The sequence below is a fragment of the Pseudochrobactrum albidum genome (genome assembly GCF_051851455.1).
Classification (GTDB): Bacteria; Pseudomonadota; Alphaproteobacteria; order Rhizobiales; family Rhizobiaceae; genus Pseudochrobactrum.
Genome location: NZ_JBPVTR010000018.1, coordinates 137,728 through 151,663, shown reverse-complemented (window position 1 = coordinate 151,663; position 13,936 = coordinate 137,728). Strand labels below are relative to the sequence as shown.

The 13,936-nt window shown below is 48.6% G+C and carries 15 protein-coding genes, 1 tRNA gene and 1 pseudogene; 6 read left to right on the top strand and 11 right to left on the bottom strand.

Annotated elements, in window-relative coordinates; genetic code table 11:
- Positions 1-1,006: 1,006 nt before the first annotated feature.
- The 3 genes from ACSTTO_RS03615 to ACSTTO_RS03605 are packed head-to-tail and all read left to right on the top strand — an operon-like array spanning position 1,007 to position 2,766.
- Positions 1,007-1,546, top strand: a complete 540-nt coding sequence (locus tag ACSTTO_RS03615) for a peroxiredoxin (RefSeq protein WP_439271765.1) — start codon at positions 1,007-1,009, stop codon at positions 1,544-1,546.
- Positions 1,547-1,558: 12 nt separating this feature from the next.
- The gene (locus ACSTTO_RS03610) at positions 1,559-2,137 is read left to right on the top strand and encodes a DUF2753 family protein (protein WP_439271764.1); all 579 of its coding nucleotides are present in this window, start codon (positions 1,559-1,561) and stop codon (positions 2,135-2,137) included.
- 26 nt (positions 2,138-2,163) lie between these two features.
- On the top strand, positions 2,164-2,766 hold the full coding sequence (locus tag ACSTTO_RS03605; RefSeq protein ID WP_439271763.1) for a superoxide dismutase: 603 nt from the start codon (positions 2,164-2,166) through the stop codon (positions 2,764-2,766).
- Positions 2,767-2,965: 199 nt separating this feature from the next.
- Here ACSTTO_RS03605 and ACSTTO_RS03600 read toward each other — a convergent pair whose 3' ends face one another.
- The 4 genes from ACSTTO_RS03600 to ACSTTO_RS03585 form a co-directional block, all read right to left on the bottom strand.
- Positions 2,966-3,181: a YgaP family membrane protein gene (locus ACSTTO_RS03600; protein WP_439271762.1), complete on the bottom strand. Its 216-nt coding sequence runs from the start codon at positions 3,179-3,181 to the stop codon at positions 2,966-2,968.
- 37 nt (positions 3,182-3,218) lie between these two features.
- Complete coding sequence (locus tag ACSTTO_RS03595) at positions 3,219-3,446, bottom strand: DUF2798 domain-containing protein (protein ID WP_500690825.1); 228 nt, start codon at positions 3,444-3,446, stop codon at positions 3,219-3,221.
- Between the two features lie 134 nt (positions 3,447-3,580).
- A complete protein-coding gene (locus tag ACSTTO_RS03590) occupies positions 3,581-3,991 on the bottom strand; it encodes an ArsR/SmtB family transcription factor (protein ID WP_439271761.1) in 411 nt (136 codons plus the stop codon).
- Positions 3,988-4,620, bottom strand: coding sequence for a peroxiredoxin (locus tag ACSTTO_RS03585; RefSeq protein WP_439271760.1), 633 nt, complete (start codon positions 4,618-4,620; stop codon positions 3,988-3,990). The genes ACSTTO_RS03590 and ACSTTO_RS03585 overlap by 4 nt, the downstream gene beginning before the upstream one ends.
- A gap of 135 nt (positions 4,621-4,755) precedes the next feature.
- Between ACSTTO_RS03585 and ACSTTO_RS03580 the strand changes: the two genes are divergently transcribed.
- The 3 genes and pseudogenes from ACSTTO_RS03580 to ACSTTO_RS03570 form a co-directional block, all read left to right on the top strand.
- Positions 4,756-5,694 carry an MBL fold metallo-hydrolase gene (locus tag ACSTTO_RS03580; RefSeq protein WP_439271759.1) on the top strand — a complete coding sequence of 313 codons (939 nt, stop codon included), beginning with the start codon at positions 4,756-4,758 and terminating at the stop codon, positions 5,692-5,694.
- A gap of 178 nt (positions 5,695-5,872) precedes the next feature.
- Entirely contained in the window at positions 5,873-6,646 is a 774-nt protein-coding gene (locus ACSTTO_RS03575) for a sulfite exporter TauE/SafE family protein (protein ID WP_439271758.1), read from the top strand.
- A gap of 376 nt (positions 6,647-7,022) precedes the next feature.
- Positions 7,023-7,342, top strand: a pseudogene (locus ACSTTO_RS03570) (helix-turn-helix domain-containing protein); the annotation flags it as partial.
- On the opposite strand, the gene ACSTTO_RS03565 reads toward ACSTTO_RS03570, so the two are convergent.
- From ACSTTO_RS03565 to mepA, 7 genes are all read right to left on the bottom strand, one after another.
- Positions 7,282-7,578 (bottom strand): hypothetical protein, encoded by a 297-nt coding sequence (locus ACSTTO_RS03565; protein WP_439271780.1) that lies wholly within the window; start codon positions 7,576-7,578, stop codon positions 7,282-7,284. The pseudogene ACSTTO_RS03570 and the gene ACSTTO_RS03565 sit on opposite strands and share 61 nt — an antisense overlap.
- 97 nt (positions 7,579-7,675) lie before the next feature.
- A tRNA-Leu gene (locus ACSTTO_RS03560) sits at positions 7,676-7,762 on the bottom strand.
- Between the two features lie 223 nt (positions 7,763-7,985).
- A complete protein-coding gene (locus ACSTTO_RS03555; RefSeq protein WP_439271757.1) occupies positions 7,986-8,606 on the bottom strand; it encodes a 2,3-bisphosphoglycerate-dependent phosphoglycerate mutase in 621 nt (206 codons plus the stop codon).
- 131 nt (positions 8,607-8,737) lie between these two features.
- A complete protein-coding gene (gene dapB, locus ACSTTO_RS03550) occupies positions 8,738-9,577 on the bottom strand; it encodes a 4-hydroxy-tetrahydrodipicolinate reductase (protein ID WP_439271756.1) in 840 nt (279 codons plus the stop codon).
- A 3-nt stretch (positions 9,578-9,580) separates the two neighbouring features.
- Positions 9,581-11,389: an ABC transporter ATP-binding protein gene (locus tag ACSTTO_RS03545; RefSeq protein ID WP_439271755.1), complete on the bottom strand. Its 1,809-nt coding sequence runs from the start codon at positions 11,387-11,389 to the stop codon at positions 9,581-9,583.
- Positions 11,390-11,552: 163 nt separating this feature from the next.
- Positions 11,553-12,566: a glucokinase gene (locus tag ACSTTO_RS03540; protein ID WP_439271754.1), complete on the bottom strand. Its 1,014-nt coding sequence runs from the start codon at positions 12,564-12,566 to the stop codon at positions 11,553-11,555.
- A 310-nt stretch (positions 12,567-12,876) separates the two neighbouring features.
- On the bottom strand, positions 12,877-13,908 hold the full coding sequence (gene mepA / locus ACSTTO_RS03535; protein ID WP_439271753.1) for a penicillin-insensitive murein endopeptidase: 1,032 nt from the start codon (positions 13,906-13,908) through the stop codon (positions 12,877-12,879).
- Between the last annotated feature and the right edge of the window lie 28 nt (positions 13,909-13,936).

Below are 13,936 nucleotides of genomic sequence, written 5' to 3'. Positions count from 1 at the left end.
GACAGTGGAAAATATGGCTCAATCCGCCGCATCTGCGCCGGCGACAACCAAAACAAATCACTCATAGCAACGCCTCCTGACGTCGCCATTGAATCAACTCACCACTCGTCATGCAACCAATTTAATAGGTCCTGAGCCTAGCTTTCTGTTATGCGTTTGCTCATCGTAAAACTCCTTTGTTTTAGTTTAAAAGAAACTCTACGATCCATCTGTATTATTTTAAGGAGTAGTTACAGCTGTTTCGGCAATCACGATAAAAGAAGTAATTGCTTTAACTTTTGCACTGCCTGTCATATCGGCAAGGATTGAGCGCCCATAATTATCGAACATACGAATTCTCTTCTAATGATTGAGTTTTGATTATGAAATATGCGCATGTTGCGCAATATTTGCAATTGCAAGGCATTAGCAAAAAAGACTTGACGGATATGCTTTTACAGCTATTCTGCAATTGAGAATGAATTGCAACTACTTCGGTTAGGAGCGAAAAGGAGGTGGTGGTATTGGCACAACAAACAAGTGGAATCTTTGCCCGTCAGAGATTGGCTTTGATTGGACTTATTTTGGGTAAAGGCGCAACATATCACCGCAGAGGGGCTGTACTATGAGCTTGCGCGTGCAAGTGCGCCAGGATCTTTTTACTGTCTTTACAACACGCTTCGCTGCATCAGTAAATCGGCTTACTCAGGCGAGTTTCCATCTTATGGTGCGGCACCTATTTTGATACCTTCATTGGTCATTATCATTATTCTTATGTCGAAGCAGAAAATCGTATCCTCGACGTGTCGGAGAACAGAATTACTATCGCTGACATTCTTGTACCGCTTTCCGGATACGAGATCACTAAGGTTGATGTGGTTTCCGTGTCAAAGCTGCTGAGACAATGTCCATGCTCTAAAAGAGGCAGGCACGCTTAACTGATCATCGTGTAAACTTGCAGTCGCCTTTCAGGATGGGGCGATTAGTTACGCATTGTAGTCCGTACAGCCCACAAAGGAAAAAACGCATGCTGACTATCGGCACAACCTTCCCTGAATTTGATCTTCAGGCCGTCACTTCGAACGATGCGGCAAGCGCTTTCAGTCGCGTCACTCATGAAAGCGATACCGGGAAATGGAAAATATTCTTCTTCTGGCCGAAGGATTTTACATTCGTATGCCCCACGGAGATAGCGGCTTTTGGCCGGCTGAACGATGATTTCGCAGAGCGCGATGCCGTTATCTACGGCATCTCGACAGACAGTGAATATGTCCATCTGGCCTGGCGTCAGCATCACCCGGATCTCAGAGAGCTGCCGTTCCCGATGTTGGCGGATATCAAACGTGATTTAAGCAGCGCACTGGGCATTCTTCATCCGCAGGAAGGTGTTTGCCTGCGTGCTACCTATATCATCGACCCGCAAGGTATGATCCGTTTCGTTTCGGTGAACGATCTCAGCGTCGGTCGCAATCCAAATGAGGTTTTACGTGTTCTTGATGGTTTGCAGATGAACGAACTGTGCCCCTGCAACTGGCAAAAGGGTGATGACGTTCTCATGATAACCTAACCGGAGGATAATATGGCCATTTCTGATCTATCGACTGGTGTTGGCGAGGTTTCGAAAACATCCTCCGCTTCCCTCCCGCACACTGCTTTATCCAGCGGTGATGATCACTGGAAGAGGTTCATTGAACAGGGGAACCAAGCCTACGCACAAGGGGATATTCCCCTTGCACTGGCCGCCTATACGGATGCGTTAGCAGAGGCCGAACGCCTGTTTGATGCTGCCGATAGTAATAGTGGCAGTGTGCCTCTACCAATCATTTTCAACATTTCCTGTCACAATCTGGCGGAGTTGTTCGAAAAGTCAGGCGATGTTGCAAAGGCCGAGGTTTACTATCAGATGGCTTGTGATCGCCTCCTTGAAGCGGCGCGCTGTCCTACCACATTGTTGGATTTGCGAATTGTTTGTGCGCAACATCTCAGGCACGCACTTGCCACGCTCATTCAGCATCTGCACAAGCACGGCGCCAGCAGCGATAGGATCGGTGCCATTATCAGCAAAGTGCATCACGCCGTGTATACCGTGTATCAGGTTGCTGAACATGCAGCGCAGGCAAATGATAATTGTGCTCATTGCAGTGTCACCCTGTTCTGAAATTACCTGAAAGAAAGAAGAATAAAATGTTTGAACTTCCCGAACTTCCTTATACCATGGATGCACTTGCGCCTTACATGTCGGCTGAAACACTAGAATTTCATTATGGCAAACACCACAAGGCCTATGTGGATAAGCTTAACGAACTGGTGACGAAGGAGCCTTACAATGGCATGTCTCTTGAAGACATCATCCGTCAATCGTTTGACAAGTCCGAAGACCGGGTTCTGTTCAATCAGGCAGGCCAGCACTGGAACCACAGCCATTTCTGGCTTGGCATGAAGAAGGGTGGCGGAGGAAGTATTCCCGGCGCGCTGGAGAAGCAGCTTATCGCAGATTTTGGGTCGGTGGATCACTTCAGGCAGGAATTCAAGGCGGCCTGCATAGCACAGTTTGGTAGTGGTTGGGCCTGGCTGGTGTTCGACGGTGAAAAACTAGCGATCACTAAGACCAGCAATGCCGGCACACCACTGACAGATGGCCATACAGCGCTATTAACCTGCGACGTTTGGGAGCATTCTTACTATATCGATTATCGCAACATGAGACCCAAATATGTAGATGCCTTCCTTGAAGGCCTCGTCAACTGGGAAGCTGTCGCCCAACGATTTGACATAGCTGTACAATAACTATTCTACATACTGCCCGCTGTTCGCCACTTTATTATGATTTGAACAGCGGGTATATAGGATCAAAATTAGTCAAATGCAAAAACTGTGCAACAGAACCGAAGATTCTCTTTCAAATTAATACAATTTGGTCTCATCGGTGACGATTCGAGATAAACCAAATTTTGTATATATTCAGGTACAGATCATTGCTCTAGTTTTACTTTTTTCGAATTGAACACGTACGGATGCCAAAAAGTTTATAGGCCGGACAAAAGCGGAACAACGCCGTCCCAATCATGACAGCGCCAACGATCAGGCTGAGGTATTTCCAATTGCCCCATCCTTCCAGAATTGTTGTCAACAGCGGCAGCGTGATCAGCACGATACCTAAAATGATGCGGATAACTCTGTCTACAGACCCTATATTTATCATTGCAGCCTCCCTAGCCAGTTGATGGACGAAATAGAGTTTAATGTATTGACGATTGCCCCAGCAGACACTCTGCTGTCCTGCGTGCTATGGGGGCAAGGATGACCGCAGCAGGAACGGCAACGAGCCATGCGAGCATCCAGGCCAAGAGCCATTGCCGCACAAAACCTTCATTAATTCCCACGTTGATTGCGGTTATGAATGCTGACATAACGAAAGACATGAGCGTGCCCATAATAACTCCCGTTACATACTGAAGTTTACGCATTGTTTACCTCGTTCGTCTGAAGTACCTTGCCAATATTGCGAAGCTGGTACGGCATTGTTGATATCCGTTGTGATACCAAGGATGATTGCTTGTTATTTTCATCCCCCGATACTTCAATGATAAATTCACCTAAACTATCTGTCGGGCGCCATTCGCGCGAAAAATGCTACGTCACCTTGCCTAGATATTGCTGCTTTTTTTGATGCCACTTTTTGTATAACTGCTGCCGGCTTTACGCCACAAAACAGTTCCAACAATAATTGCATGACTGCTTCTGCCCTGCCGTCCGCAATCGAGTAATAAATAAGCCTAGATTCGCGCCTCGTCTTGACCAATCCTGCTTGTCTCAGTTCAGCCAGTTGCTGGGATAATGCTGGCTGCTTTATGCCAAGTGCCTCTTGAATATCACTGACAGAGGATTCCTGACGGGCTATTTGGCATAATAGCATAAGACGATTTGCATTGCTGAATTGTCGCATAAAATCTGCGGCTTCTGGAGCCTTGGCAATCATTGTCTCTATTGAAACGGTCGGAGAGATGGTCATATGCACATCTCCCTAAAATACCATGCTTCATTACCATTTTCCTCGTCAGAGCTTTCAAACGTGATTGGTGCCGGTTCGATTAACGGATCGCCGGGTAACCATCCCTCAGGGGTTGTTGCATTTTCTCGATCCGCAGTCTGAAGAGCTGCTACGAGTCGCAGCAATTCGGCAACCGAACAACCAACACTAATCGGATAGTAGACGATAGAACGAATGATACCTTCTGGGTCAATCACGTAAATCGCCCGAACAGATGCACTGCTTTCCGATGAATCGTCGATCATGCCGTAAGCTCGCGCAATCACCATCGCACTGTCTTCTACCAGAGGAAAATTCACCTTCACTCCAAACCGTTTTTCAATATCACACAACCAGGCGATGTGGGAGTAAAGGCTGTCTATTGAGAGACCTAATAAAGCACAATTGAGCTTTTTAAATTCTGCATTTGCGCGGGCGAAAGCAATGATTTCACTGGTACACACGGGAGTAAAATTTGCGGGATTCGCAAAGAAGACCAGCCATCGTCCACGGTATCCCGACAGCGTGATGAATCCGGATGTAGATCGAGCAGAAAAGTCTGGCGCCACGTCGTTTAGATGGAGCGTAGTTGAGGGATTATTCGTTTCCATTCCGATCAAATCCTGATTGCGGCCACCGGTATGCGGAAGCGCAGTCCATAATTCATTTGTAAATTTTTAAATACACACTTGTACATTTAATGTAAATATATATTTTAAAGAAAACGACTTTGGAGAACCTTTACCATGAACACCTCCGTTAAAGATTTACCGCTTGAACATGCGCGCGCGATCATCGAAAGCGCACGTGGTTTTCCAGATAAGAGACCGGTAGTTAAGTCTTTTTTTGATGATCAAACCTATACGATCAGTCATATTGTCCGCGACCCTCTGTCTAACGCTTGCGCTATCATTGATAGTGTTCTGGACTACGATCCGGCGTCTGGGCGGACTACAAATGCATCGGCCTTGGCATTAATCGATTACATAAAATCTGAAAATCTGGAAGTGCAGTGGCTTCTTGAAACTCATGCTCACGCTGATCATCTATCCGCCGCGCCATTTTTACAGAATGAACTGGGTGGCCAACTCGCTATCGGGCGAGAAATCATCCGTATCCAAAAAGTATTTGGCAAGATTTTCAATGCGGGTACAGAGTTCCAAAGAGACGGAAGTCAATTCGATCAGTTGTTCAGTGACGGCGATCGATTTAAGATTGGTAATTTGGAAGCTACCGTGCTCCACGTTCCTGGACATACACCCGCCTGTCTGGCCTATATAATAGGTGATACGGTTTTTCCAGGCGATACGCTGTTTATGCCTGATTATGGAACAGCGCGCTGTGACTTTCCTGGTGGTGATGCTCGGCAGCTCTATCGCTCTATCCAACGCCTGTTAAAACTGCCTGATGAAGCCCGCATGTTCCTTTGTCATGATTATAAAGCCACTGGACGCGATTATTATGCATGGGAGACGACTGTTCAAGCGGAACGAACAGACAATATTCATATTAGGGATGGCGTCAGTGAGGACGATTTTTACAAGATGCGAACCGAACGTGACGCCACCCTTTCCATGCCGAAACTGATTTTGCCATCGGTTCAAGTCAACATGCGTGCCGGTCAGCTTCCTCCAGCGGAAGAAAATGGTATTCAATATCTAAAAATACCCATTAATGCACTTTAACAAAGAATAATGATAGTAAGAATATTGAAATTTCGCTGTGAAAAATCGACCTGTAAAAGCTCTTAATGCAGTTTATTATCGGGGGCTTAGGGAGATCCCACACCTGCGTGCATTAAGGTACGGATAGCAGCGTGATGGAGCCACGCGGTTAGTGATAAACTGTCACAAGGTAATAAATATGTATCTTGAACCCATTCAATATGTGCTGGGGGCGTTTTCGGGCAGCCTTGTTGGTTTCACGCTCGGCCTATTCGGAGGTGGAGGCTCCATACTTGCCGTACCATTAATGGTGTATCTTGTTGGTGTACCGAACCCGCATTTAGCAATAGGTACAAGCGCATTGGCTGTTGCTGCAAATGCCTTTACCAGCCTTATCGGGCATGCGCGTTTTGGTAATGTTAAATGGCGTTGTGCTTCCATCTATAGTTTCGCTGGAATTGGTGGCGCATTTGTTGGCTCAACAATCGGCAAAATGGTGGATGGACAAAAGCTCCTTGTTCTGTTTGCCTTGCTGATGTTCGTAATCGGTATACTCATGTTCAAAGAGCGCCGCACCGTAGGCGATGACAAGGCACAATGTTCACGTACCAATGCTCCTAAAGTTTTAACCTATGGTGGTTTAACCGGCGTCTTCTCTGGTTTTTTCGGCATTGGTGGTGGCTTTCTTATCGTACCGGGACTGATCGTTTCGACCGGCATGCCAATATTGTTCGCAGTCGGGTCATCCCTTGTATCAGTTACCGCCTTCGGGCTGACAACAGCAATGAATTACGCTATTTCGGGATTAGTAGATTGGGCGTTGGCCAGCGTATTCATCGCGGGAGGTGTAATCGGTGGGCTGGCTGGTGGCTTTGCAGCACGTAAACTTGCAACACGTAAAGGCTCGCTGAACATATTTTTCGCAATACTTATCTTCGTTGTTGCCGGCTACATGCTTTACAGAGGAATCTAATAATGAGTTCCCCTTGCAAGTAATGTCAAAGATTTATGCCCTAGATTATAGGCGATGTTCGGGACGCGTTTAAAGTACGTATCTGGTGCAAGATGGACTTTCTTCGTAAAAGTGGAGAGGTTTTCATGAGTTGAAAGGAAATCTGCATGACGAAGCGTGTCCCATACCAAGGTAGTCCCCCATAGTTTCTTGAAAAGCTTGTCCGGCTATAGCAACAGCCGTAGCGCTAACAACACCTGCAATCGACCCTCCAATACTACGCCGTGCTGGACAAGCCAGCCATGGGCGCATAACTTAAACCAAACGGCCTCCGGCAAACCCGGTGCGGTTCAGTTTTGATGGTGGTGCAAACCCAACCTCAAAACCGATAACCACAGTGTTGCAGTCTACCGATAAGATTATCAAACACAAAACAGGCCTGCTAAATCCGGTACAAGAACTTGGTAGTCTTTTAAAAGCCTGTCAGGTGATGGGAGTGTCGCGCGATACCTTTTATGGTTATAAAGCCGCCGTTGAAGAAGGTGGTTTGCGGCATTGATCGAACGCACAAGATGTAAGCCCAATCTTGCAAACCGTGTCGATAATGCAACCTAACAAACGGTTCAGGATTTTGTCCTTGAATTTCCCGCTTATGGTCAGGCAAGAACGTCCAACGATCTGCGCAAACTGGGGATATTTATCTCGCCCTCTGGTGTGAGTGAGTCGAATTTACCTGTTGAGCGCTTCTTGGCAAGCTCAATCAGGCTTTCACACTCTTTTGCGGCCTTGGCGTATTTCCCCATGAGGGCAGGGCTTCCCTGATCGTCGCTGCCTAACCAGCGCACGAACTCGGTCAGGTTTCCGTCAATATATGGCCGTAGCTTCACAGGAATCACTTTGCGGTATTTCCAGCGGTCGCTTATTCGGGAAAGATTGCGCACTATAAAACTCATAATGCTGCTGCCTTTGTACCAGAGTTTTGTACTAAGCGCAGCACTAACCTATTGATTTTACGAATTGCTAAGCCTTGGTAGTAGCTTAGAAAATGTTTGGTGCCCAGAAGAGGACTCGAACCTCCACGCCCTTGCGAGCGCCAGCACCTGAAGCTGGTGCGTCTACCAATTCCGCCATCTGGGCGTTGAGTGACCGTTTAAAGGCCAGAGTGATTCATGTCAACGGTATTTCCACGAAAATTACAGGAAATTTGTATTTTTTTGACGTTTTTTCGTTTTTTGCTCTCCGGATGGAAAATAAAATTATTTCAACGCCTTACACCTGTGTTGTTTATCGTATCAGACAAAGAAAAAGCCGGACTGTTTTGCAGCTCCGGCTTTGATATGCAGATATTGGATATTTGAAATTATGCCGTCAGCACTTTTTTTGAAGCAATTGTGCTGTCTGCATTCAGCTCATAAATAATCGGCACGCCGGTGTTCAGTTCCTGTGCGATGATCTCTTCGCTGCTTAAACCTTCCAAGGCCATGATCAGGGCGCGCAGAGAATTGCCATGTGCGGCAACCAGCACTTTTTCTCCGCGCAGAACATGTGGTTGAATGGTATGGAGATAATAAGGCCAGACACGGGCGCCGGTATCGCGCAGGCTCTCACCGCCCGGAGGCGGCACATCATAGGAGCGGCGCCAGATATGCACCTGTTCTTCCCCCCATTTGGCGCGGGCATCATCCTTGTTCAAACCGGACAGGGCGCCGTAATCGCGTTCATTAAGCGCAATATTGCGCACTGTTGGCAGGTCGGATTGTCCAAGCTGGTCAAGAATATGCTGACAGGTCAGCTGTGCACGTGACAGATCTGATGTATAGGCAATATCAAATTGCAACCCGGCTTCTTTCAGGCGTTGGCCTGCGGCTTTTGCCTCCGCATGCCCTTGCTCTGTCAGGGATGGATCGCGCCAGCCGGTAAACAGGTTTTTCAGGTTCCATTCACTTTGACCGTGGCGAACAAGAACAAGCGTGCGGGACATAAGGTTATCTCCGGTTAAAAGAGTGTTGTTGTAAAACCGCTTTTGCAATCCTGACCTTTAAGCAAAGAGACAGAAGATTTTCAATAATAGCGCGGCTTTTGCGTGATTTACCTCAAAAATGCAAACTATGTTTAAATATCAAGAACATCACGCATGGAATAGAGGCCGGGCTTACGACCAAAGCCCCATAAGGCTGCAGTAACAGCCCCTTCCGCAAAAACGGATCTGTCCTGTGCCTGATGGGAAAGGGTGATACGTTCTGTTGCACCGGCAAAAATCACTGAATGTTCACCAATAACCGCACCGCCACGCAAAGAGGCAAATCCTATAGTGCCTTCTTCACGGGGGCCGGTATGGCCGTCACGGCCGCGCTGGCTGTGATCCTTGAGGCTGATACCGCGCCCTTTGGCCGCGGCTTCGCCTAAAAGCAAGGCCGTGCCGGAGGGGGCGTCAACCTTGTGTTTGTGGTGCATTTCAACAATTTCTATATCAAAGGCAGAGGGTTTCAGCACATGGGCTGCCTGTTCCACAAGGGCTGCAAGAAGATTAATACCAAGCCCCATATTGCCGGATTTAATAATTGTGGCATGGCGGGCGGCAGCGCGGATTTTTTCTTCATCTGCCTCGCTGCATCCGGTCGTGCCGATTACATGTACAATGCGTGCCTGTGCGGCAAAGGCTGCATATGTCTGTGTGGCTTGGGGTGTGGTAAAATCCAGCACCCCCTGTGCCTGAGCAAAAACCGGCAGCGGATCGGCGGAAATAATCACGCCATTTTTGCCGATGCCTGCAATTTCACCTGCATCCTGTCCGATCAGCGGCGAACCTTCACGCACAATTGCGCCGGAGAGTATTGTATGCGGATTTTCACTGACAGCGCGGATAAGCGCCTTGCCCATGCGCCCGCCGGCACCGGTAACAACAAGATGCATGGGGGATGCCGGGTCAGGAGCAGTGTGTGCAATAGTCATGATTTATCCGATCAGAGTTTCATCTTCAGGTGCAGACTGGAGCTGATAAAAGCGGGCATAAACACCATTTTCAATGGCAATAAGATCATTATGACGGCCTTGTTCAACAATATTACCGGCTTCCATAACAATAATCTTATTGGCATTTACAACCGTTGAAAGACGGTGAGCAATCACAATGGTGGTGCGGTCTTTCATAATGGCTTCCAATGCCTGCTGAACCCGTTTTTCCGATTCATTATCAAGGGCTGATGTGGCTTCATCCAGCAACAGCACCGGAGCCTTGCGCACAATAGCGCGGGCAATGGACAGGCGCTGACGCTGACCACCGGAAAGCGTGATGCCATTCTCACCCACGGGGCTGTCATAACCCTGTGGCTGACGGATGATAAATTCATGGGCATTGGCAAGTTTTGCCGCCTCTATGATTTCTTCCTGTGTGGCATCCGGACGGCCATAGCGGATATTATCGGCAATGGAGCCTTCAAAAAGATAAGGCTGTTGTGAAACATAGGCGATAGAGTGGCGCAAGGAACTGACGGTAACACCGGCAATATCCTGATCATCAATCAGGATATTGCCGCTGTTTACATCATAAAAACGCTGGATCAGCGTGATCAGTGTGGATTTGCCGGCGCCCGATGCGCCAACAATTGCCGTTGTTTCTCCGGCTTTGGCAATAAAGCTGATACCATTGAGAACCTGCTGATAATCCGGGCTGTCTTTGGTGTGATAGGCAAAGCGCACATCCTCAAAGCGCACGGTGCCGTCCTTGACCGTAAGGGGCACTGCATCCGGCCGGTCTGTCTGTGCGGGTTTAAGATCGAGAATTTCATAAATCATCCGCGCATTGACAAGTGCACGTTCCAGGCTGACCTGCAGGCGGGCAAGACGGCGCGCCGGATCATAGGCCAGCATCATTGAAGTGATAAAGGCAAACATGCTGCCTGGCGGCTGTTGTTCAGCAATAGCGCGGTAACCGGCATAGGCAATAACCGCGGCGATGGCGATACCGGCGAGGATTTCCGAGATTGGTGTTACACGCTCTGAAACACTGGCAATCTTATTGGAGCGGTCTTCAGCCCGTTCTATCAGGTCATAAATCTTATTTTGCAACTGCTCTTCCATCGTAAAGGCCTTGACGATGGTGATGCCTTGTGTGGTCTCCTGCATGGCACCCAGAAGATGCGAATTCAGATGCACAACCTCGCGGGTGACAGTGCGGATACGGCGCGACACATAAGTGACAGTGAGAATCAGCGGCGGGGCAATCAGCAATGTGTAGAGCGACAGATAGGGCTCCTGATAGACCATGATACAAACGAGGCCGATCAGCATCACAGCATCGCGCGCAAGTGATGTGACTGTCATATTCATCAAGTCGCGCATTCCGCCAATATTCTGGTTGATTTGTGCAGCCAGATGGCCGGAGCGGTTATTATTGTAAAAATTCAGCCCCAGTTTCATCAGATGTGCAAATATACGTTTCTGATAAATTGCTGCCAGATTATTGCCGATTTTTGCCAGTTGTACGGCCTGAATATAGCTGCCAAGCCCGCGCAGAATAAAGGCAAGCAGAACAGAACCTGCGATAATTCCGATAAGATCGGCGCGCTGCCTGTAGAAAATGTCATTAATGACATCGCGCATAATATAGCCGACAAAAACCGTGGCGCCGGAGATCATCAGTGAGCCGGCAATGGCTTTGGCATAAGCGAATTTGTGATTGGAAAAATTCTCAGACAGCACACGACGGATCATCTGTGTGGTTTCTGCCGGATCAATGCTCTTTTTCTTTTTAAATAGGTTCACGGTCAGGGCTAATCCTGCAACTGGTTTCAGGGCACTTTGGCCGGAATGGCCGTGCTGTCATTTCTTTTCTATAAAGCGCCATAAAGCATTTGACCATGCTCTTTGCCTTAAGAGCATGGTCAAATTCACTCGATTGCGGCAACAAGATGCCAGTATATATCATTTAGCGCCAGCGGCGGCCATCTGTATGAATATCAAAGCGGGCAGGGGTGCGCGCATAGGCAGAGAGCCCTGCAATTGCCGCCAGCGGATGCACAATAACATGCACAGGTATGGATTTAAGAATATGCTGATGGGGGGCTTTGTCCTCAAAAGCCGCGCGGAAACTGCCATTGCGCAAGGCCGGAATAATGCGCTGCGGTATGCCGCCAGACAGATAAACACCGCCCTGTGCCATAAAAAATAACGCCAGATCGCCGGCAAAGCGCCCTAAATAAATAACAAAAAGCTCCAGTGTTTCCACTGCCTGCGGGTTGCTTTTATCCAGTGCGGCATCGGTAATCTCTGCCGGTGAATTGAGGCAGGGGGTTATGCCGTCAGCAAGGCAAACAGCCTGATAAATATGCTGCAAACCGCGCCCGCACAGCAATTGTTCGGCTGAAATCCGGCCGTCAATCTTCTCAATAAACGGAAAAATCTGGCAATCACGCTGTGAGCGGGGGCCAAAATCCACATGGCCGCCTTCACCCGGCACGGGCACCCATGTTTGGCGCGAGCGGATCAAGCCGGCAACGCCAAGGCCGGTGCCCGGCCCCAGAACAACGCGTTTGCCATTGGGATGGGCAGCCTCTCCGCCAATATTTTCCAGATGCTTGTCATCAAGTGATACAACAGCCAGAGCCTGTGCTTCAAAATCATTGAGCACAGTAATGTCTGACAAGTTGAACCGCTCCATCATCTCACGCGGCCTGACCACCCATTTGCAATTGGTCAGAGGAATTTCATCGCCCTCAACAGGGCCTGCAACGGCAATAACGGCCGAGCGCGGCAAAATAGAGGTGTGATCCAGTACAACCGACTGGATGGCATCTTCAATCGTATCAAAATCCTGTGTGAGCAAAACCGGAAATTCTTTTGGTTCCGCATAAGAATCCACCAGAATTGCAAAACGTGCATTGGTGCCGCCGATATCGCCGATTAATACGGGAAAAACAAAATTAGGATCAATCTGAGGCATGGGTAATATCATTTCCCGTTTCTAGAGCATTTCACAGTCAGGCCGGATCAATTTGACCTCCATGACAATGCGCAGACCATAACAGACAATTATTTCAGGAGTGTCTTAGCCTGCGCCTATGTTGCAGGGCGGTTCCGATTCTATAAAAAATGCGGCAGACGCCCCTGAGCACCCCTTGTCCTAACTGTAACAGGGAGCGCTCTAAATCGTTTTAAATCTATAGCCGAGACCTTCACCGAAGAAAAGTGCATTCTTATGATGCGCAAAAATGGCCATAAATTTTTATATTTCATACAGGTTTGTTAAGGGGTTATGGCCTTTGTGCAGGCAGCGGCACAGGGCTTGGCATTGCCGGTTCGGCAAAGGCTGAAGAGGGTGCCGCTGATGGGGCATCATGTGTCTTATTCTGCAGGCCATAGGTCACATCTTTTACTGATACCGGTGATGGTGCGTTCAGCAAAGCCGCACAGGCAGATGGCAGGTCTGAAACCATCATAATTTTAGGCGGTTTTGGCTTTTTGCCAGGTTTTGCCGGTTTCCATGGTTCATCAGTAAACCACCAATCAAGGGCTTTGCCGCAGCCGTCATCTTTGCCGACAGGCTCTTGCGGTTTGCAATCGGGCGAGCCTGCCTGACAGCGAATCCGCACATGGAAATGATAAAAATGCCCCCAATACGGGCGCACTTTTGCTAGCCAGCTACGGTCGCCCTTTACAGTATCACAAAGCTGTTTTTTAATACCGGGATGCACAAATATGCGCTCTACCTCGGGGTAGCCGGCCGCGTGTTTTAACAATGCTGTGCGTGAAGGTGTCCATTTATCGGGATCCACATAAAGCGAATTTGGCTTGAGCATGGAAACCGCGCTTACTTCTTCACGTTCCTGATTGGTAAAACGGTGATTGGCGGGCATGGGGGTGAGCCAGATATCTGCATCAAGCCCGACCTGATGGGAGGCATGGCCGGTGAGCATCGGGCCGCCGCGCGGTTGGGAAATATCGCCGACCAAAAGACCCGGCCAGCCGGTTTTCGATGCATCGCGGGATAGTTTTTCCAAAAGCGCAATCATGGCCGGATGCCCCCAGTTGCGGTTTCTGGACAGGCGCATTACCTGCCAATGCGGTCCGTCAACCGGAAGAGCCACCGCGCCGGCAATACAGCCCTTGGAATAGAATCCATAGGATTGCGGTTGTGTGCGTGATGGCAGCTTAACTGTGCCGAAAGCCTGTTTTGCCGGCATATCGGCCTGAGCGGCAGTCAATGCGCCGCTAAAAAGCACCGCACTGAGGCTCAGATGCAAAGCCAGAGCTGATAATTGACGCAAGATAGGACGAAACATCATGAAAGCTGGTTTCCGCTCATATAAGATA

Bases quoted from the DNA above. Each gene is read 5' to 3' on its own strand.
- mepA (WP_439271753.1), bottom strand. From the start codon at position 13,908: ATGATGTTTCGTCCTATCTTGCGTCAATTATCAGCTCTGGCTTTGCAT.
- ACSTTO_RS03575 (WP_439271758.1), top strand. From the start codon at position 5,873: ATGTATCTTGAACCCATTCAATATGTGCTGGGGGCGTTTTCGGGCAGC.
- ACSTTO_RS03585 (WP_439271760.1), bottom strand. From the start codon at position 4,620: ATGGAAACGAATAATCCCTCAACTACGCTCCATCTAAACGACGTGGCG.
- ACSTTO_RS03590 (WP_439271761.1), bottom strand. From the start codon at position 3,991: ATGACCATCTCTCCGACCGTTTCAATAGAGACAATGATTGCCAAGGCT.
- ACSTTO_RS03595 (WP_500690825.1), bottom strand. From the start codon at position 3,446: ATGCGTAAACTTCAGTATGTAACGGGAGTTATTATGGGCACGCTCATG.
- ACSTTO_RS03580 (WP_439271759.1), top strand. From the start codon at position 4,756: ATGAACACCTCCGTTAAAGATTTACCGCTTGAACATGCGCGCGCGATC.
- ACSTTO_RS03540 (WP_439271754.1), bottom strand. From the start codon at position 12,566: ATGCCTCAGATTGATCCTAATTTTGTTTTTCCCGTATTAATCGGCGAT.
- ACSTTO_RS03555 (WP_439271757.1), bottom strand. From the start codon at position 8,606: ATGTCCCGCACGCTTGTTCTTGTTCGCCACGGTCAAAGTGAATGGAAC.
- ACSTTO_RS03605 (WP_439271763.1), top strand. From the start codon at position 2,164: ATGTTTGAACTTCCCGAACTTCCTTATACCATGGATGCACTTGCGCCT.
- dapB (WP_439271756.1), bottom strand. From the start codon at position 9,577: ATGACTATTGCACACACTGCTCCTGACCCGGCATCCCCCATGCATCTT.
- ACSTTO_RS03610 (WP_439271764.1), top strand. From the start codon at position 1,559: ATGGCCATTTCTGATCTATCGACTGGTGTTGGCGAGGTTTCGAAAACA.
- ACSTTO_RS03615 (WP_439271765.1), top strand. From the start codon at position 1,007: ATGCTGACTATCGGCACAACCTTCCCTGAATTTGATCTTCAGGCCGTC.
- ACSTTO_RS03565 (WP_439271780.1), bottom strand. From the start codon at position 7,578: ATGAGTTTTATAGTGCGCAATCTTTCCCGAATAAGCGACCGCTGGAAA.
- ACSTTO_RS03600 (WP_439271762.1), bottom strand. From the start codon at position 3,181: ATGATAAATATAGGGTCTGTAGACAGAGTTATCCGCATCATTTTAGGT.